We start from the raw sequence: 17,665 nt of genomic DNA, 5'->3' as shown, positions 1-17,665 counted from the left end.
GGGTGAGCCCCGAACCTACGCAGCCCGTACACCGTTGTACGGAACGATCTTGGTGAGCGGATCAGACGGTCAGGGCCCGGTCCGTCGGGCGGATCGGGGCCGGCAGTTCGCTCGCACCCGTAAGGTACCTGTCCACACCCCGTGCCGCCGAACGGCCCTCCGCGATCGCCCAGACGATCAAGGACTGGCCGCGGCCCGCGTCACCGGCGACGAAGACGCCGTCGACGTTGGTCGCGAAGTCGGCGTCGCGGGCGATGTTGCCCCGCTCGTCGAGCTCCAGGCCGAACTGCGCCACCAGGCCGTTGGACTGGTCGGTGCCGGTGAAGCCCATCGCCAGGGTGACCAGCTGCGCGGGGATCTTCCGCTCGGTGCCCGGCTTCTGGGTCAGCCTGCCGTCGACGAACTCGACCTCGACGAGGTGCAGGAACTGGACGTTGCCGTCCTCGTCGCCCTCGAAGTGGGTGGTAGAGACCGAGTAGACGCGCTCGCCGCCCTCCTCGTGGGCCGAGGTGACCTTGTAGAGCATCGGGAAGGTGGGCCACGGCTGGCCCGGGTTCCGGTCCTCGCCCGGCTTCGGCATGATCTCCAGCTGGGTGACGGAGGCCGCGCCCTGGCGGTGGGCGGTGCCCACGCAGTCCGCGCCCGTGTCACCGCCGCCGATCACGACGACGTGCTTGCCCTCGGCGGTGAGCGGCGGGGCCACGAAGTCTCCCTCCTGCACCTTGTTCGCCAGCGGCAGGTACTCCATCGCGAAGTGGATGCCGTTCAGCTCGCGGCCGGGGACCGGCAGGTCGCGGGAGACCGTGGCGCCGGCCGCGATGACGACCGCGTCGTAGCGCCGGCGCAGCTTCGCCGCGTCGATGTCGCGGCCGATCTCGACCTCGGTGCGGAACTTGGTGCCCTCCGCGCGCATCTGCTCGATGCGGCGGTTGATGTGCACCTTCTCCATCTTGAACTCGGGGATGCCGTAGCGCAGCAGTCCGCCGATGCGGTCGGCGCGCTCGTACACCGCGACCGTGTGGCCCGCCCGGGTCAGCTGCTGGGCGGCGGCCAGGCCCGCCGGGCCCGAGCCGATCACCGCGACGGTCTTGCCGGACAGGCGCTCGGGCGCCTGCGGCTTGACGTCGCCCGTGTCCCACGCCTTGTCGATGATGGAGACTTCGACGTTCTTGATGGTGACGGCGGGCTGGTTGATGCCCAGCACACACGCCGACTCGCAGGGCGCCGGGCACAGCCGCCCGGTGAACTCCGGGAAGTTGTTGGTGGCGTGCAGGCGCTCCTGCGCCGCCGACCAGTCCTCGCGGTAGGCGTAGTCGTTCCACTCGGGGATGAGGTTCCCGAGCGGACAGCCGTTGTGGCAGAACGGGATGCCGCAGTCCATGCAGCGCCCGGCCTGCTTGCTGATGATCGGCAGCAGCGAACCGGGAACGTAGACCTCGTTCCAGTCCTTGACGCGCTCGCCCACGGGGCGGGTCTTCGCGACCTCGCGGCCCGTGGTCAAAAAGCCCTTGGGGTCAGCCATTGGTCGCCGCCTCCATCATCTTCTCGGTGGTCTCCTGCTCGGAGAGACCGGCGAGCTCAGCGGCTTCCTTGGCGGCGAGCACTGCCTTGTACGTGGACGGGATGATCTTGCTGAACCGGGCGAGCGCGGCGTCCCAGTCGGCGAGCAGCTTCTCGGCGACCGTGGAGCCGGTCTCCTCCTGGTGGCGGCGCACGACGTCGTGCAGCCACTGCCCGTCGGCCGGCGTCAAAGGCTCGACGGCCGCCAGGTTGCCGGAGTTGACGTGGTTGGGGTCGAGGTCGATCACGTAGGCGATACCGCCGGACATACCGGCCGCGAAGTTGCGCCCGGTCTCGCCCAGGACCACCGCCTGGCCGCCGGTCATGTACTCGCAGCCGTGGTCGCCCACGCCCTCCGAGACCACCAGGGCGCCGGAGTTGCGGACGCAGAACCGCTCGCCGGTGCGGCCGCGCAGGAACAGCTCGCCGCCGGTCGCGCCGTACGCGATGGTGTTGCCCGCGATGGTCGAGTACTCGGCGAGGTGGTCGGCGCCCCGGTCCGGGCGGACGATCACGCGGCCGCCGGAGAGGCCCTTGCCGACGTAGTCGTTGGCGTCGCCCTCCAGGCGCAGCGTGACACCGCGCGGCAGGAAGGCGCCGAAGGACTGGCCCGCCGAGCCGGTGAAGGTGATGTCGACGGTGTCGTCGGGCAGACCCGCGCCGCCGAACTTCTTCGTCACCTCGTGGCCGAGCATGGTGCCGACGGTCCGGTTGATGTTGCGGATCGCGACCTGCGCGCGGACCGGCTGGGCGTCCTCGGCGGTGGCCGCGCCCAGGGCGTCGGCGGCGAGCTCGATGAGCTCGTTGTCGAGCGCCTTCTCCAGACCGTGGTCCTGGGCGATCACCGCGTGGCGCACCGCGCCCTCGGGCAGCTCGGGCACGTGGAAGAGCGCGTCCAGTTCGAGACCCTGCGCCTTCCAGTGGCGCACGGCCCGGCCGGTGTCGAGGAGCTCGGCGTGGCCGACGGCCTCCTCGATCGTACGGAAACCGAGCTCGGCGAGGAGTTCGCGGACCTCTTCGGCGATGAACTCGAAGAAGTTGACGACGAATTCGGGCTTGCCGGAGAAGCGGTCGCGCAGCACCGGGTTCTGGGTGGCGATGCCGACCGGGCAGGTGTCCAGGTGGCAGACGCGCATCATCACGCAGCCGGAGACGACGAGGGGGGCGGTGGCGAAGCCGAACTCCTCGGCGCCGAGGAGCGCCGCGATGACCACGTCGCGGCCGGTCTTGAGCTGGCCGTCGGTCTGCACCACGATCCGGTCGCGCAGGCCGTTGAGCAGCAGCGTCTGCTGGGTCTCGGCGAGGCCGAGCTCCCAGGGGCCGCCCGCGTGCTTCAGCGACGTGAGAGGGGAAGCGCCGGTGCCGCCGTCGTGGCCGGAGATGAGGACGACGTCCGCGTGCGCCTTGGAGACACCGGCGGCGACCGTGCCGACGCCGACCTCGGACACGAGCTTCACATGGATGCGCGCGGCCGGGTTGGCGTTCTTGAGGTCGTGGATCAGCTGGGCCAGATCCTCGATGGAGTAGATGTCGTGGTGCGGCGGCGGGGAGATCAGACCGACACCCGGGGTGGAGTGCCGGGTCTTGGCGACCCACGGGTAGACCTTGTGGCCGGGCAGCTGGCCGCCCTCGCCGGGCTTGGCGCCCTGGGCCATCTTGATCTGGATGTCGTCCGCGTTGACCAGGTACTCCGAGGTCACACCGAAGCGGCCGGAGGCGACCTGCTTGATGGACGAGCGGCGCGCCGGGTCGTAGAGGCGGTCCGGGTCCTCGCCGCCCTCACCGGTGTTGGACTTGCCGCCGAGCTGGTTCATGGCGATGGCCAGCGTCTCGTGCGCCTCGCGCGAGATCGAGCCGTACGACATGGCGCCGGTGGAGAAGCGCTTGACGATCTCGGAGACCGGCTCGACCTCGTCGATGGAGATCGAGGGGCGGTCGGAGGAGAAGCCGAACAGGCCGCGCAGCGTCATCAGCCGCTCGGACTGCTCGTTCACGCGCTCGGTGTACTTCTTGAAGATGTCGTACCGGCGGCTGCGGGTGGCGTGCTGGAGGCGGAAGACCGTCTCCGGGTCGAACAGGTGCGGCTCGCCCTCGCGGCGCCACTGGTACTCGCCGCCGATCTCCAGGGCGCGGTGCGCCGAGGGGACGCCGGAGGCGGGGTAGGCCTTGGCGTGCCGGGCGGCGACCTCGGTGGCGACGACGTCGAGACCGGCGCCGCCGATCTTCGTCGCCGTACCGTTGAAGTACTTGTCGACGAAGGCCTCGTCGAGACCGACGGCCTCGAAGACCTGGGCGCCCCGGTAGGAGGCGACCGTGGAGATGCCCATCTTGGACATGACCTTCAGGACGCCCTTGCCGAGCGCGTAGATCAGGTTGCGGATGGCCTGCTCGGGCTCGAAGCCCTCGATGAAGGTGCCCGCGCGGACCAGGTCCTCGACGGACTCCATCGCCAGGTACGGGTTGACGGCCGCGGCTCCGTAGCCGATCAGCAGCGCCACATGGTGCACCTCGCGCACATCGCCCGCCTCGACGAGCAGACCCACCTGGGTGCGCTGCTTCGTACGGATGAGGTGGTGGTGGACGGCGGCGGTGAGCAGCAGCGACGGGATCGGCGCGTGCTCGGCGTCGGAGTGCCGGTCGGAGAGGACGATCAGTCGGGCGCCGTCCTCGATGGCCGCGTCGGCCTCGGCGCAGATCGCCTCGATGCGGGCGGCGAGCGCGGTGCCGCCGCCGGAGACGCGGTACAGGCCCGAGAGCGTGGCGGCCTTCATGCCCGGCATGTCGCCGTCGGCGTTGATGTGTATCAGCTTCGCCAGCTCGTCGTTGTCGATGACCGGGAAGGGCAGCGTGACGGAGCGGCAGGACGCGGCGGTCGGGTCCAGCAGGTTGCCCTGCGGGCCGAGCGAGGAGCGCAGCGAGGTGACGAGCTCCTCGCGGATGGCGTCCAGCGGCGGGTTGGTGACCTGCGCGAACAGCTGGGTGAAGTAGTCGAAGAGCAGCCGGGGGCGCTCGGACAGGGCCGCGATCGGCGAGTCCGTGCCCATCGAGCCGAGCGGCTCGCCGGCGGTGCGGGCCATCGGCGCGAGGATGACGCGGAGCTCTTCCTCGGTGTAGCCGAAGGTCTGCTGGCGGCGGGTGACCGAGGCGTGCGTGTGCACGATGTGCTCACGCTCGGGCAGGTCCTCCAGCTCGATCTCGCCGGCTTCCAGCCACTCCTTGTACGGGTTCTCGGCGGCCAGGCCCGCCTTGATCTCGTCGTCCTCGATGATGCGGTGCTCGGCGGTGTCGACGAGGAACATCTTGCCGGGCTGCAGACGGCCCTTGCGGACGACCTTGGCCGGGTAGATGTCGAGCACGCCGACCTCGGAGGAGAGCACGACGAGGCCGTCGTCGGTGACCCAGTAGCGACCGGGGCGCAGGCCGTTGCGGTCGAGAACGGCGCCGACCTGCACGCCGTCGGTGAAGGTGACACAGGCCGGGCCGTCCCAGGGCTCCATCATCGTGGAGTGGTACTGGTAGAAGGCGCGCCGGGCCGGGTCCATCGAGTCGTGGTTCTCCCACGCCTCGGGAACCATCATCAGGACGCTGTGCGGAAGCGAACGTCCGCCGAGGTGCAGCAGCTCCAGGACCTCGTCGAACGAGGCGGAGTCGGAGGCGTCCGGCGTACAGACCGGGAAGATCCGCTCCAGGTCGCCGCCGAGCAGTCCGCTGGCGAGCTGGGACTCACGGGCGACCATCCAGTTGCGGTTGCCCTTGACCGTGTTGATCTCGCCGTTGTGCGCGACGAAGCGGTACGGGTGCGCCAGCGGCCAGCTCGGGAACGTGTTCGTCGAGAAGCGCGAGTGGATCAGCGCGACGGCGGTGGCGAACCGGCGGTCGGAGAGGTCCGGGAAGAACGGCTCCAGCTGCCCGGTGGTGAGCATGCCCTTGTAGACGATGGTCCGGGCGGAGAGCGACGGGAAGTACACGCCGGCCTCGCGCTCGGCGCGCTTGCGCACCACGAACGCCTTGCGGTCGAGCGCGATGCCCTCGCTGCTGCCGTCGGCGACGAAGAGCTGGCGGAAGGCGGGCATGGTGGCGCGGGCGCCGTTGCCGAGCAGCTCGGGGGTGACGGGGACCTCGCGCCAGCCGAGGACGTCCAGGCCCTCTTCGGCCGCGATCGTCTCGATCTTCGAGACGGCAGCTGCGTTGTCCTCGACGGGGAGGAAGGCGATGCCGACGGCGTACGCACCGGCCTCGGGCAGCTCGAACGGGATGACCTCGCGCAGGAACGCGTCCGGCACCTGGAGCAGGATGCCCGCGCCGTCACCGGAGTCGGGCTCGGAGCCGGTGGCACCGCGGTGTTCGAGATTGCGCAGTACGGTCAGCGCCTGCTCGACCAGCTCATGGCTGGCCTCACCGGTCAGGGTGGCCACGAACCCGACACCGCAGGCGTCGTGTTCGTTACGGGGGTCGTACATCCCCTGCGGAGCAGGTCGACCGTCCATGGGCGACCAGGCGTCGGAACGCATGGGCTCTCCCGTCGTCGTCGTGGCATAGAGATTGCCGAGGGACGACGTTGGCCCTCTGCGAAATTTCGTGCAGGTTACATGATGGAGCGGATCTCGGAAACCGGATAGTTCCGTTCCACCATGCGGACATGCGGACACTCTCGCGGCGCTCACCGCGCATCCCAGAGCAGGCTTCATTGCCTACGGCGGCGGAGTGTGTACGGCCTATGCCCGGCCTTCGAGGATGCGAAACCGCCGAGTAACGATTAGTTATGTGGGGTCCTGCATACTCCCCCATTCTACGGGGGATACCGGGATTCCGCGCAGGGACGTAGGTCACACGCCGTTCACCCGGATGCCGCAGGCCTGCCACGCACGCCGTTTCGTACACGAAAGGCCCGCCGGGCGGGATGCCGCCGGGCAGGCCTTTTCGAGGGGTTCGAGGGCGTTACCGGCTAGCCCACCGCCGTGCCGAAGAGCGAGCCGAGGCCGAAGGTGACGGCCGCGGCCGCGCCGCCGAGGGCCAGCTGGCGCAGCCCGCTGAACCACCACGAGCGCGCGGTGACCTTGGCGACCACGGCGCCGCAGCCGAAGAGCCCGAACAGCGCGAGCAGTACGGCGGGCCACAACGCGGTCGCGCCGAGCAGATACGGCAGTACGGGCAGGATCGCGCCCAGCGCGAACGAACCGAAGGACGAGACGGCGGCGACGAGCGGCGACGGCAGGTCGTCCGGGTCTATACCGAGCTCCTCGCGGGCGTGGATCTCCAGCGCCTGGTCGGGGTCGCGGGAGAGCTGCATGGCGACCTCGCGGGCGAGCGCGGGCTCGACGCCGCGCGACACGTACAGCTCGGCCAGCTCCTCCATCTCGTCGACGGGGTGCTTGCGCAACTGCTGGCGCTCGACGTCGAGTTCGGCCTCGACGAGCTCGCGCTGCGAGGCGACCGAGGTGTACTCGCCGGCCGCCATCGAGAAGGCGCCGGCGGCAAGGCCGGTGAGCCCGGTGATGACGAGGGTGTTGTGCGAGACGGCGCCGCCCGCGACACCGGTCATCAGCGCCAGGTTGGAGACGAGCCCGTCCATCGCGCCGAAGACGGCGGGGCGCAGCCAGCCGCCGTTGACGTCCCGGTGCGTGTGGTTGTCACGGTGCGCCTCGTGCAGCGTCGCCGTCGTATCGATGATGGACACAGCTCTCCCCTTGCGTTTCAGCAGCGGGTCCTCGTGTGTCCCGCACCCCTCGACAGAGTCGAAATTACGCTCGATGTAAGCCCCGCGCTAGCAAGGCAGGCCGTACTTACCCAGGTCAGAGCCGCTTTCTGCTCATCCGTGTCCGCTCCTGCACACATGTGGCGGGCGGGTGACACATGGACTCCCGGATCGTTCGTCGTGGCAGAGATCAAGCGAAGGATCAGGCGAGCGAAAGGCCCTCCCATGGAGTTGATCGCCGGCGGACCGGGAACAGCCGAGGCCATCCGCGAGCGAGCCAGGGGCGCGCTGCTGGGCCTTGCGGTCGGGGACGCGCTCGGCGCCCCCGCCGAGAACATGAAACCCTCCGAGATCCGCAGCCGCTGGGGCCGTATCGAGGGCTTCGTACGCGACGACCCGGCCGGTACGGACGACACGGAGTACGCCATCTTCTCCGGCCTCCTGCTCGCCCGGCACGGCTCGGCGCTCACCGTCCAGCACGTCGAACACGCCTGGCACGACTGGATCGCGGACCGGGACGAGGGGCCGTTCCGGGGTGCGGGCTTCAGCGAGCGGGGCACTCTGGAGAACCTGCGCCGGGGACTTGCCGCCCCGATCTCCGCCCAGCACCGCCACGCCTGGAGCGACGGGCTCGCGATGCGGGCGGCCCCCTTCGGGGTGTTCGCGGCGGGCCGCCCGCGGGAGGCGGCGCGGCTGGTGGCGATCGACGGCTGCGTCAGCCACGAGGGCGAGGGGATCTACGGCGGCCAGGCGGTGGCGGCGGGCGTGGCGGCGGCGATGGCGGGCGCCGACCTGGACGCGGTGATCGCGGCGGCCCTCGACGTCATCCCGCAGGACTCCTGGACCGCGCGCTCGCTGCGGCGCGCGGTGGCGGTGGCCGACCAGGGCGAACGGGCGGTCCGCTCGGCCGTGGTGATCGGCGGCTACCCCTGGACGGACCTGGCCCCGGAGGCGGTGGCCCTGGCGTTCGGCGCCTTCGCCACGGCCCGGGGCGACTTCACGGACTCGGTCCTGACGGCCGTGAACATGGGCCGCGACGCGGACACGACGGCGGCGGTGGCGGGCGCCCTGTCCGGCGCGTACGGCGGCACCGCGTCGATCCCCCCGACCTGGTCCACCAGGATCGGCCCGGTCCGCGGCACCTGCCTCCCCGAGATGCGCGGCTACCACGTCCTGGACATCGCGGACCTGCTGACGCCGGATGCGGAGGAGGGGGCGTGATGGGTGAAGCAGTCCCCTGGGGGTCCGGGGGCGAAGCCCCTGAGGCGGCTCCCGGGCGAAGCCCCGAGGAGCTTCAGGGGCGCGGGGAACTGCGCGACCAGCCCCCACCGGCCCGCAGCCGAACACGGGCCCCCGACACCCGCACCCGCGTCGAAGGCCTCCTCCTGGGCCTCGCCGCAGGCGACGCCGCCGGATGGCCGGCCGCCCGGCACCGGGCCGCCCGTATGCCCGACTGGACCCGCAGACTCACCCGCGAGCTCGACACCTTCGCGGAGCAGAACGCCACCACCACGCTCCCCGTCCCCATCGCCCTCAACCAGCCCCCCGAACCCCTGCGCCTGGGACCGTCCGACGACGCCGAGTGGGCCGCGTTCGCCGCCGAGTCCGTCCTCACCGCCGCCGAACCCCTGCTCGCCCACCTCGCCCCGGCCAGACGCGTCCGCGCCGCCGTCGACCGCGCCTGGAACCTGCTCGCCGCCGAGGTCGCGGCGGCCGCCGCCCGCGCCCCCGAGGTCGAGTCGGCCGTACTGCCGCTGCGCGCCCGTATCTCCGTACGCGCCGGACTCGGCAATCTCGTCACCGGCCTGCGCCCACCCGCCACCGGCCACGACAACCCGCACTACTTCGACGACGCCGCCTGCGTACGGGCCGCCGTGCTCGCCGTGGTCCACCCGGGCGCGCCCCAAGCCGCCGCCGAGCTCGCCGAGTTCGACGCCCGCTACACCCAGGACGGCGACGGTGTGCACGGCGCCCGGGCCGTGGCGGCGGCCGTCGCGGCGGCGCTCGGCGGGGCCACCGCCGAGGACGCCGTCGACGCCGCCCTCGCCGAACTCCCGCCCGACACCGAGATCGGCCGCAACGCCCAGCTCGCCGTCAAGCTCGCGCACGACTTCGCCGACGACACGGCGGGCGCGTTCGCCCTCGTACCGCTGCTTGAGCATCAGATCGTCGACCATGTCTACAGCTACGGGATCGCCGCCGCCGAGACCGTCCCCGTCGCCCTCGCCCTGACCCTCGCCTCGCGCGGCACGGTGGCGACGGCCGTCCCGGCCGCCGCCTGTCTGTCCCGGGTCGCGGACTCGGCGCCCGCGCTCGCCGGGGCGCTCACCGGCGCGCTCGGCGGCGGCGCCGCGATCCCCGCGCCGTGGCGGGACGCCTGCCGCACGCTCTCCGGCTGCGCCCTGCCCCGCCTCGCCGGTACCGACCTCGTGGAGCTCGCCGGACTCCTCGCCGACACGCTGCGCCACCACCCGGGCGGCTGACCTTTGCGCCACAATGCCGCGAACCACCCCGAACTGATCGCCCGGGGTGGACAATTCCGGCATGACGCTCACGACGTCGTACACGACGCCCACTCTTGAGGACCGCATCACCGGCGCGCTGGTCGGCGCGGCCGTCGGCGACGCCCTCGGCGGCCCGGTCGAGGGCTACTCCCCCGAGCAGATCGTGGAGCGGCACGGCGGCCGCGTCCACGGGATCGTCGGCCCCTGGCACGGCGACGACTGGCGCACGGCGCGCCCCATCGCCCCGTACCACAAGGGCGACGGGCACGTCACCGACGACACCTTGATGACGCATGCGCTGATCCGGGTGTACGAGAGGGTCCGCGACCACCTCGACGCCTACGCGATCGCCGACCACCTCGTCCCCGACCTCCTCTCCCGCCCGGTCTGGATCCCGGAGCTGGAGGCCGAGACGATCCCGCTGCACCGGATCTTCCTCGCCGAGAAGTGGCTGGTGGCGCGGCTGCATTACGGGCACGTCGACCCGCGCGAGGCGGGCGGCGGCAACATCGTCAACTGCGGCGCGGCGATGTACATGGCGCCGGTGGGTCTGGTCAACGCGGCGAACCCGGCGGCGGCGTACGCGGAGGCACTTGAGGTCGCGGCCCCGCACCAGTCCTCGTACGGGCGGGAGGCGGCGGGCGTGTTCGCCGCGGCGGTGGCGGCCGCGTGTGCGCCGGGGGCGACGGCGGACTCGGTAGTCGAGACATGTCTGTCCCTCGCGAAGGACGGTACGCGCGCGGCGATCGAGGCTGTGGCCGAAGTGGCCGCGCGCCACACGGACTTCGAGTCGGCGCTCGCGCCGCTGCGGTCGGCGATCGCCCCCTTCGACACGGTCGGCCCCGACTACCGCGCCCCCTCCCTGGGAGCCCGCCGCCCGTCCCGCCTGCACGCGATCGAGGAACTCCCGATCGCGCTCGGCATGCTGCTGGTCGGCGACGGCGACTTCCGTACGGCGGTCCTGGGTGCGGTGAACTACGGCCGCGACTGCGACTCGACCGCCACGATGGCGGGCGCGGTGGCGGGAGCGCTGCACGGCGAGGCGGTGGTCCCCGCCGCCTGGTCCAAACAGATCGCCGAGGCCAGCCGCCTGGACCTGCACGCCCCGGCACGGGCACTGACGGTGGTGACCCGCGAGATCCACACAAAGGACCGCACCCGCCACGAGACCCATCGCACGGCCTTCGAGGCCCTGACCCGATGACCCCCGTACGCCTGACCTGGGTCCAACCGGAGGACCTGATCGCACACGAGCTCCGCCAGGCAGCGGAGGACGGCCGGGACGCGACCGGGATCGTGAGCCGCTGGGAGGCGGCGGGCGGCACCGCGACCCCGCCCCACGGGGGCGCGTCCACACCCCCGGCACCCCCGCGCCTGCGCGCGTTGGCGATCCACCTGCTGGACGAACTGGCGGAGATTCCCTGCCCGTTGGCGACGAGTGAGCCGACGGATCTGGCGACGATCAGGGGGTGCCTCGGGGAGCCGGGGGCGGAGCCCCCGGGAACACCCCATCCCTCCACCCACGCCCTCCACGCCGCCTGGCTAGGCCGAGCCGTCGGATGCCTCCTCGGCAAGCCCGTCGAGAAGCTGCCCCTCGACGGGATCCGCGCGATCGCCAGAGCCACCGGCAACTGGCCCCTGACCACCTGGTTCACCGCACGCGGACTCCCCGAGGAGCTCGCCGCCGCGTACCCCTGGAACCGCCGCTCCGCACCCACCTCCCTCGCCGAGAACATCGACGGCATGCCCGAGGACGACGACCTCAACCACCCGCTCATCGGCCTGCTCCTCCTCCAGCGCCACGGCCGGAATTTCACCACCGACGATCTCGCGCGGCTCTGGCTGGACGAGCTCCCGGCGGGGCGAACGTTCACCGCCGAGCGGATCGCGTACAGCAATCTGCTCGAAGGGATCGAGCCGCCGCACACCGCCACCCACCGCAACCCGTTCCGCGAATGGATCGGCGCCACCATCCGCGCCGACATCCACGGCTGGACCAATCCGGGCGACCCCCCGGCCGCCGCCGAGCAGGCCCACCGCGACGCCGTCCTCACCCACACCGCCAACGGCGTGTACGGCGCGATGTTCACGGCCGCCGCCATCGCCGAGGCGGCCCGCGTCAAGGACATCCACGCCTGCCTGCGGGCCGGGCTGTCCGTGATCCCGCCCCGCTCACGGCTCGCCGAAGCCGTCCGCCTCGGCATCCAACTCGCCCAAGAAGAAAGCGACTTCGACCGAGTCGTCGACCGGCTGCACACCGCCCTCGGCGCGTACCACTGGGTGCACGCCGTCCCCAACGCCGCCCTCCTCGCCGCCGCCCTCACCCACGCCGACGGCGACTTCAGCGGCTCCATCTGCCGCGCGGTCTCCGGCGGCTGGGACACCGACTCCAACGGGGCCACCGCGGGATCGATCGCCGGACACCTCGCCGGACACCCCGACGCGCTCCCCGCACGCTGGACCGCGCCGCTCAAGAACCGCCTCGCCACCACCGTCGCCGGTTTCGACGGCGTCGGCTTCGACACCCTCGCAGAACTCACCCAACGGGAGGTACGCAGAGCATGACCCGAATCGCGGTGCTCGGCAGCACCAACATGGACCTGGTCGCCTATGTGGCGGCCGCCCCGCGCCGCGGCGAGACCGTCACCGGTCACGACTTCCGTACGATCCCGGGCGGCAAGGGCGCCAACCAGGCCGTCGCCGCGGCTCGCGCGGGCGGCGATGTCGCGATGATCGGCGCGGTCGGCACGGACGACTTCGGCCCCCGGCTGCGGGCCGCGCTCGACGGCGCCGGTGTCGACACCGACCTGCTGCGCACCACCGAGGGCCCGTCCGGCACGGCCCACATCGTGGTGGACGCGAACGGCGCCAACGCGATCGTCGTCATCCCCGGCGCCAACGGTTCCGTCAGCCGTCTCGGCCCCGGCGACGAGGCCGAGATCGCCTCGGCCGAACTGCTGCTGCTCCAGCTGGAGCTGCCGATGGCCACCGTCGTGGAGGGCGCGAAGGCGGCCCGCCGCCATGGAGTACGTACGGTCCTCACCCCCTCCCCCGTCCAGCCGCTGCCGACCGAACTCCTCGCCGCCACCGACCTGTTGGTGGCCAACGAGCACGAGGCCACCTCCCTCACCCACGCCGACGACCCCAAGGCCGCCGCCCGCGCGCTGCTCGACCTGGTGCCCGAGGCCGTGGTCACGCTGGGCGCGCGGGGCAGTCTGTACGCGGCCCGGGGCCAGGACCCCGTCGCCGTGGCGGCCCCCGAGGTCACCCCGGTGGACTCGACGGGCGCGGGCGACACCTTCGTGGGCGCGCTCGCGGTCGCGCTCGGCGAGGGCCGCGCGATGCCGGACGCGCTGGCCTGGGCGTCGGCCGCCGCCGCGCTCTCGGTCCAGCGCGTCGGCGCCGTCACCTCCATGCCGTACCGCGCGGAGATCGACAAGGCGGCGGGCGGGGAGCGCCAGGAATGACAACCCCCTTGCGGGACCTGCGGGTTCTCGACCTGGCCACGCTCTTCGCGGGACCGCTCGCGGCGACGATGCTCGGCGACTTCGGCGCCGAGGTCATCAAGGTCGAGCACCCCCGCCGCCCCGACCCCTCGCGCGGCCACGGCCCGGCCAAGGACGGCGTCGGCCTGTGGTGGAAGCTGCTCGGCCGCAACAAACGGGCCATCACCCTGGACCTCTCGGCACCCGGCGGCCGCGACGCCCTGCTCCGGCTCGCCGCCTCCAGCGACGTCGTCATCGAGAACTTCCGCCCGGGAACGCTGGAGCGCTGGGGGCTCGGCTGGCCCGAACTCGCCGCCGTGAACAGCGAGTTGATCCTCACCCGGGTCACCGGCTTCGGCCAGTCGGGCCCGTACGCGCACCGGCCCGGATTCGGCACCCTCGCCGAGGCGATGAGCGGTTTCGCGGCCGTCACCGGCGAGCCGGACGGGCCGCCGACGCTGCCCCCGTTCGGCCTCGCCGACTCGATCGCCGCGCTGGCCACCGCGTACGCCGTACTGACCGCGCTCACCGCGCGCGCCGCCACCGGGCGCGGGCAGGTCATCGACATGGCGATCATCGAGCCGATCCTGACGGTGCTCGGCCCGCAGCCGCTCTGGTACGACCAGCTCGGTTACGTCCAGCCGCGCACCGGCAACCGCTCCCGCAACAACGCGCCGCGCAACACCTACCGTACGGCGGACGGCAGTTGGGTCGCCGTGTCGACCTCCGCGCAGTCGGTCGCCGAGCGGGTGATACGTCTGGTGGGGCGCGCGGAGCTGATCGACGAGCCGTGGTTCACGACGGGCGCGGGGCGGGCCGAGCACGCGGACGTCCTGGACGACGCGGTCGGCGGGTGGATCGCGCTGCGCACCCGTGAGGAGGCGATGGCGGCGTTCGAGAAGGCGGAGGCGGCGATCGCGCCGGTCTACGACATCCGCGATGTGATGGCGGACCCCCAGTACCGGGCGCTGGACACGCTCACCACGGTCGACGACCCGGAGCTCGGCCCTCTTCGGATGCAGAACGTACTGTTCCGCCTCTCCGAGACGCCCGGGGCGATCCGCTGGGCGGGCCGCCCGCACGGCGCGGACACGGACGCGGTCCTGACCGAACTGGGCCTGTCGGGGCCGGAGATCGCGGCGCTGCGCAGGGCGGGCGCGGCGTGACGATCCCCCTCACGTGGCTTTACGTCCCTGGCGACCGGCCGCAGGTGGTCGAGAAGGCGCTGTCGGCCGGGGCGGATGTGGTGATCGTCGATCTGGAGGACGCGGTGGGGGCGGAGCGGAAGGAGTACGCGCGGTCGGCGACGGCGGAGCTGCTGGCCGAGCGTCCTTCCGTCCCGGTCCATGTACGGGTGGCGGCGGAGGAGGACGTCCTGACGCTGGCAGACCTCCCCGGCGTCTCCGGCTTCCGCCTCCCCAAGATCACGCACCCGCATCAGGTGCGGCGCATGGCCGACTTGGCGCCGGGGGTGCCGCTGTATCCGTTGCTGGAGAACGCGCTGGGGGTCGAGCACGCGTACCCGATCGCTCTGGCTCACCCCTCGGTGCGGGGCATCGCACTCGGCGAGGCGGATCTGTGCGCGGATCTGGGTGTACGGGGTGAGGCCGGGCTCGACTGGTCGCGGAGCCGGGTGGTCGTGGCGGCGCGGGCGGCGGGGCTTGCGCCGCCGGCGCAGTCGGTCTTCCGCCACATCAGCGACCTGGCGGGTCTTGCGGCGTCGTGCGCCCACGGCCGTTCCCTGGGCTTCCTGGGCCGCGCGGCGATCCACCCGGCACAGCTGCCGGTGATCGAACGCGCCTATCTCCCACCGCCGTCGGAGGTGGCGGCGGCGCGGGAGGTATTGGCGGCGTCGCGGACGGAGACGGGTGCGCTGGCGCTGCCGGATGGGCGCTTCGTGGACGCGGCGGTGGTCGAAGCAGCCCGCCGCACGGTGTCGCTGTCCCACCGCCGGGGTTGATTCCCCCTCCCCGCCCCTTCCCTGAACCCTCCGGGGGTGGGAGGGGGGAGGTGGTTTTTCCCCGGGGCGGGACCCCGGACCCCTTGCGGGGCCTGCGGCCCCTGCACCCCGCTTGGTGGATTCGTCTGCGGATCGTGTTGGGTTGCTCGCGCAGTTCCCCGCGCCCCTGAATGGGCCCTACGGGCCCTCCTAGGGGCGCGGGGAACTGCGCGACAAGCCCCCACCGGAGGTCAGCCGACGAACCCGGCCGCCCGCCCAGGCCACGCGGCGGAGCCGCAAAATGTCACAGCCGGGAAGGGGCGGGGTGGGGGATCAAACCCCCGGACTCCGGCTCAGCTCTTGCTCGGGGTCCCGTTTTCGGACGGGGCGTCGGCGGGCGCATCCCCGGACTCCGGCTGCGGCTCCGGCTTCGCCTCCGCGTCAGCGGACTCCACGGACTCGACGGGCTCCGCGGAATCCGTCGCGTCCGGCTCCACGATCTCCTCCCGGCCCGGACGGACCCGCGACGAGATCACGATGTACGTCACCGCGAGGACGAAGACCGTGATCGCCGTCCAGTCGTTGAGGCGCAGCCCCAGCACATGGTGCGCCTCGTCGACGCGCATGTACTCGATCCAGCCCCGCCCCACGCAGTACGCCGCGACGTACAGCGCGAACGCCCGACCGTGCCCCAGCTTGAAGCGGCGGTCCGCCCAGATGACGAGGAAGCCGACGCCGACGCACCACAGCGACTCGTACAGGAAGGTCGGGTGGTACGTGCCCGCCACCCGGTTCGTACCCTCGGTGATCTTCAGCGCCCAGGGCACATCCGTGGGCTTGCCGTACAGCTCCTGGTTGAACCAGTTGCCCCAGCGGCCGATCGCCTGGGCGAAGGCGATACCGGGGGCCAGCGCGTCGGCCCAGGCCGGCAGCGGGATGCCCCGGCGGCGGCAGCCGATCCACGCGCCCACCGCACCGAAGGCGATCGCACCCCAGATGCCGAGGCCGCCCTGCCAGATCTTGAAGGCGCCGACCCAGTCCTCACCGTCGCTGAAGTACAGCTGGTAGTCGGTGATGACGTGGTAGAGGCGGCCGCCGACGAGGCCGAAGGGCACCGCCCAGACGGCGATGTCGGCCACGGTGCCGGCTTTGCCGCCCCGGGCGATCCAGCGCTTGTTGCCGTACCAGACGGCGACGAAGACACCGATGATGATGCAGAACGCGTAGCCGCGCAGCGGGATCGGTCCGAGGTGGATCACGCCGGTCGACGGGCTGGGAATGAAAGCGAGGTTCATGGCAGGGTCGACGCTACCTTGCCGGGCGGGCACGCGGACCACCCACCCGGCAACTTATGAGTAACGAGCCATGAGAGAGCGGTTACGAGGCCGCCGGTACGGGCACCGCACCCGCCGTCGACGGGTGCTTCTTCGCCTTCATGCCGGTCTGTCCGCCCGTCGGCGCCGACGGCTTCCCGGCCGCGCCGGGGTGGGTGGGCGCCGGTCCGCCCCGCCCGTCGGCGGAACCCGGCGCCGGCGACGCCGAACCCGTCGACGCAGAAGCCGCGCCTGGCGTCGGCTTGCCCGGCTGCTTGCCCTTGTTGGCCTCCGTGACCCACTTCTTCAGGTTGGCCGGGGTGATCTGCTCGCTGCCCTTCTGCGGGAAGACCGACTCCCCGTTCAGCTGGACCGTCGGCGTGCCGTTGAAGCCGCCGTTCTGGAACGCGTCGTTGGACTTGGCCACCCAGCTGTTGTGCCTGCCGTCCTCCACGCACGCGCGGAAGCCCGCCGTGTCCAGACCGGGGACCTTCCCGGCCAGCTCGATCAGCTTGGCGTTCTTCGCGTACGCGTCGTCGGTCTCCTGCGGCTGGTTCATGTAGAGCACGTCGTGGTACTCCGGGAACTTCCCGGCGTCCTGTGCGCAGCCCGCCGCGTTCGCCGCGTGCAGCGAGCCGCTGCCGCCGAGGTTGCGGTCGATGAGGGTGGCGAGGTGGTACTGGACGCGGATCTGGCCGCTGTTCTCCAGCTCGTGGATCGTGGGCCGGAAACTCGTCTCGAACGCGGCACAGGCCGGGCAGCGGAAGTCCTCCCAGACCGTCAGGGTGGACGGCGCGTCGGACGCGCCCACCGGGATCGCCAGGCTGTCCTTGCCGTCGGCTCCGGAGGGCGCCATCACGGGGCCCGCCGCCTTCTTGCCGCTGCTGCCGCCCTTGGTGTTCGCGGCGATCACGCCGATCACCGCGGCCAGCCCCAGCACGCACACCACCGCCGCGCCGACGATCATCGTGCGCCGACGCCGGTCGTGCGCCCGCTGCCGCTCGCGTTCCTGGGCCAGCCGTTCGCGGGCCGTTCGTTTGCCTTCGTTCTTCTCGCTCACACCCGGGGCAACGAACCGGGGAGGCACCCACGTGCCTCCCCGGTCCCAGATCCACCCGTACGAGCTAACGCGCTCCGCACCGCAACGACCCCGTGGAGGTTACGGAACG

At 72.0% G+C, this 17,665-nt stretch carries 12 protein-coding genes; 7 read left to right on the top strand and 5 right to left on the bottom strand.

What is annotated here, in order from left to right; translation table 11 throughout:
- Window positions 1-61: 61 nt before the first annotated feature.
- From ACT1U9_RS23550 to ACT1U9_RS23540, 3 genes are all read right to left on the bottom strand, one after another.
- On the bottom strand, window positions 62-1,522 hold the full coding sequence (locus ACT1U9_RS23550; RefSeq protein WP_444534652.1) for a glutamate synthase subunit beta: 1,461 nt from the start codon (window positions 1,520-1,522) through the stop codon (window positions 62-64).
- A complete protein-coding gene (gene gltB / locus ACT1U9_RS23545; protein WP_444534651.1) occupies window positions 1,515-6,071 on the bottom strand; it encodes a glutamate synthase large subunit in 4,557 nt (1,518 codons plus the stop codon). The genes ACT1U9_RS23550 and gltB overlap by 8 nt, the downstream gene beginning before the upstream one ends.
- 434 nt (window positions 6,072-6,505) lie before the next feature.
- Window positions 6,506-7,237, bottom strand: coding sequence for a VIT1/CCC1 transporter family protein (locus tag ACT1U9_RS23540; protein WP_444534650.1), 732 nt, complete (start codon window positions 7,235-7,237; stop codon window positions 6,506-6,508).
- A gap of 243 nt (window positions 7,238-7,480) precedes the next feature.
- On the opposite strand from ACT1U9_RS23540, the gene ACT1U9_RS23535 reads away from it, so the two are divergent.
- From ACT1U9_RS23535 to ACT1U9_RS23505, 7 genes are all read left to right on the top strand, one after another.
- On the top strand, window positions 7,481-8,476 hold the full coding sequence (locus ACT1U9_RS23535) for an ADP-ribosylglycohydrolase family protein (protein ID WP_444534649.1): 996 nt from the start codon (window positions 7,481-7,483) through the stop codon (window positions 8,474-8,476).
- A complete protein-coding gene (locus ACT1U9_RS23530; RefSeq protein WP_444534648.1) occupies window positions 8,476-9,738 on the top strand; it encodes an ADP-ribosylglycohydrolase family protein in 1,263 nt (420 codons plus the stop codon). The genes ACT1U9_RS23535 and ACT1U9_RS23530 overlap by 1 nt, the downstream gene beginning before the upstream one ends.
- 61 nt (window positions 9,739-9,799) lie before the next feature.
- Entirely contained in the window at window positions 9,800-10,963 is a 1,164-nt protein-coding gene (locus ACT1U9_RS23525; RefSeq protein WP_444534647.1) for an ADP-ribosylglycohydrolase family protein, read from the top strand.
- Window positions 10,960-12,324 (top strand): ADP-ribosylglycohydrolase family protein, encoded by a 1,365-nt coding sequence (locus tag ACT1U9_RS23520; RefSeq protein WP_444534646.1) that lies wholly within the window; start codon window positions 10,960-10,962, stop codon window positions 12,322-12,324. Before ACT1U9_RS23525 ends, ACT1U9_RS23520 begins: the two co-directional genes overlap by 4 nt.
- The gene (locus ACT1U9_RS23515) at window positions 12,321-13,226 is read left to right on the top strand and encodes a ribokinase (RefSeq protein ID WP_444534645.1); all 906 of its coding nucleotides are present in this window, start codon (window positions 12,321-12,323) and stop codon (window positions 13,224-13,226) included. The genes ACT1U9_RS23520 and ACT1U9_RS23515 overlap by 4 nt, the downstream gene beginning before the upstream one ends.
- A complete protein-coding gene (locus ACT1U9_RS23510; protein ID WP_444534644.1) occupies window positions 13,223-14,410 on the top strand; it encodes a CaiB/BaiF CoA transferase family protein in 1,188 nt (395 codons plus the stop codon). Before ACT1U9_RS23515 ends, ACT1U9_RS23510 begins: the two co-directional genes overlap by 4 nt.
- Before the next feature lie 2 nt (window positions 14,411-14,412).
- The gene (locus ACT1U9_RS23505) at window positions 14,413-15,204 is read left to right on the top strand and encodes an HpcH/HpaI aldolase/citrate lyase family protein (RefSeq protein ID WP_444539225.1); all 792 of its coding nucleotides are present in this window, start codon (window positions 14,413-14,415) and stop codon (window positions 15,202-15,204) included.
- A 332-nt stretch (window positions 15,205-15,536) separates the two neighbouring features.
- Here the strand turns inward: ACT1U9_RS23505 and lgt are convergent, their stop codons facing one another.
- Together lgt and ACT1U9_RS23495 are read right to left on the bottom strand one after the other, a co-directional pair.
- Entirely contained in the window at window positions 15,537-16,478 is a 942-nt protein-coding gene (lgt, locus tag ACT1U9_RS23500; protein WP_444534643.1) for a prolipoprotein diacylglyceryl transferase, read from the bottom strand.
- Between the two features lie 82 nt (window positions 16,479-16,560).
- The gene (locus tag ACT1U9_RS23495; protein ID WP_444534642.1) at window positions 16,561-17,556 is read right to left on the bottom strand and encodes a DsbA family protein; all 996 of its coding nucleotides are present in this window, start codon (window positions 17,554-17,556) and stop codon (window positions 16,561-16,563) included.
- Window positions 17,557-17,665: the final 109 nt, after the last annotated feature.

The sequence above is a fragment of the Streptomyces sp. BR1 genome (genome assembly GCF_052373795.1).
Classification (GTDB): domain Bacteria; phylum Actinomycetota; class Actinomycetes; order Streptomycetales; family Streptomycetaceae; genus Streptomyces.
Note: the sequence above shows the minus strand (reverse complement) of the source record. Positions and strands in the feature narration are given on the sequence as shown.

What these genes read in the sequence shown, in the direction of transcription:
- lgt (WP_444534643.1), bottom strand. Translation starts at nt 16,478, where the DNA reads ATGAACCTCGCTTTCATTCCCAGCCCGTCGACCGGCGTGATCCACCTC.
- ACT1U9_RS23535 (WP_444534649.1), top strand. Translation starts at nt 7,481, where the DNA reads ATGGAGTTGATCGCCGGCGGACCGGGAACAGCCGAGGCCATCCGCGAG.
- ACT1U9_RS23520 (WP_444534646.1), top strand. Translation starts at nt 10,960, where the DNA reads ATGACCCCCGTACGCCTGACCTGGGTCCAACCGGAGGACCTGATCGCA.
- ACT1U9_RS23515 (WP_444534645.1), top strand. Translation starts at nt 12,321, where the DNA reads ATGACCCGAATCGCGGTGCTCGGCAGCACCAACATGGACCTGGTCGCC.
- ACT1U9_RS23525 (WP_444534647.1), top strand. Translation starts at nt 9,800, where the DNA reads ATGACGCTCACGACGTCGTACACGACGCCCACTCTTGAGGACCGCATC.
- ACT1U9_RS23510 (WP_444534644.1), top strand. Translation starts at nt 13,223, where the DNA reads ATGACAACCCCCTTGCGGGACCTGCGGGTTCTCGACCTGGCCACGCTC.
- ACT1U9_RS23530 (WP_444534648.1), top strand. Translation starts at nt 8,476, where the DNA reads ATGGGTGAAGCAGTCCCCTGGGGGTCCGGGGGCGAAGCCCCTGAGGCG.
- gltB (WP_444534651.1), bottom strand. Translation starts at nt 6,071, where the DNA reads ATGCGTTCCGACGCCTGGTCGCCCATGGACGGTCGACCTGCTCCGCAG.
- ACT1U9_RS23550 (WP_444534652.1), bottom strand. Translation starts at nt 1,522, where the DNA reads ATGGCTGACCCCAAGGGCTTTTTGACCACGGGCCGCGAGGTCGCGAAG.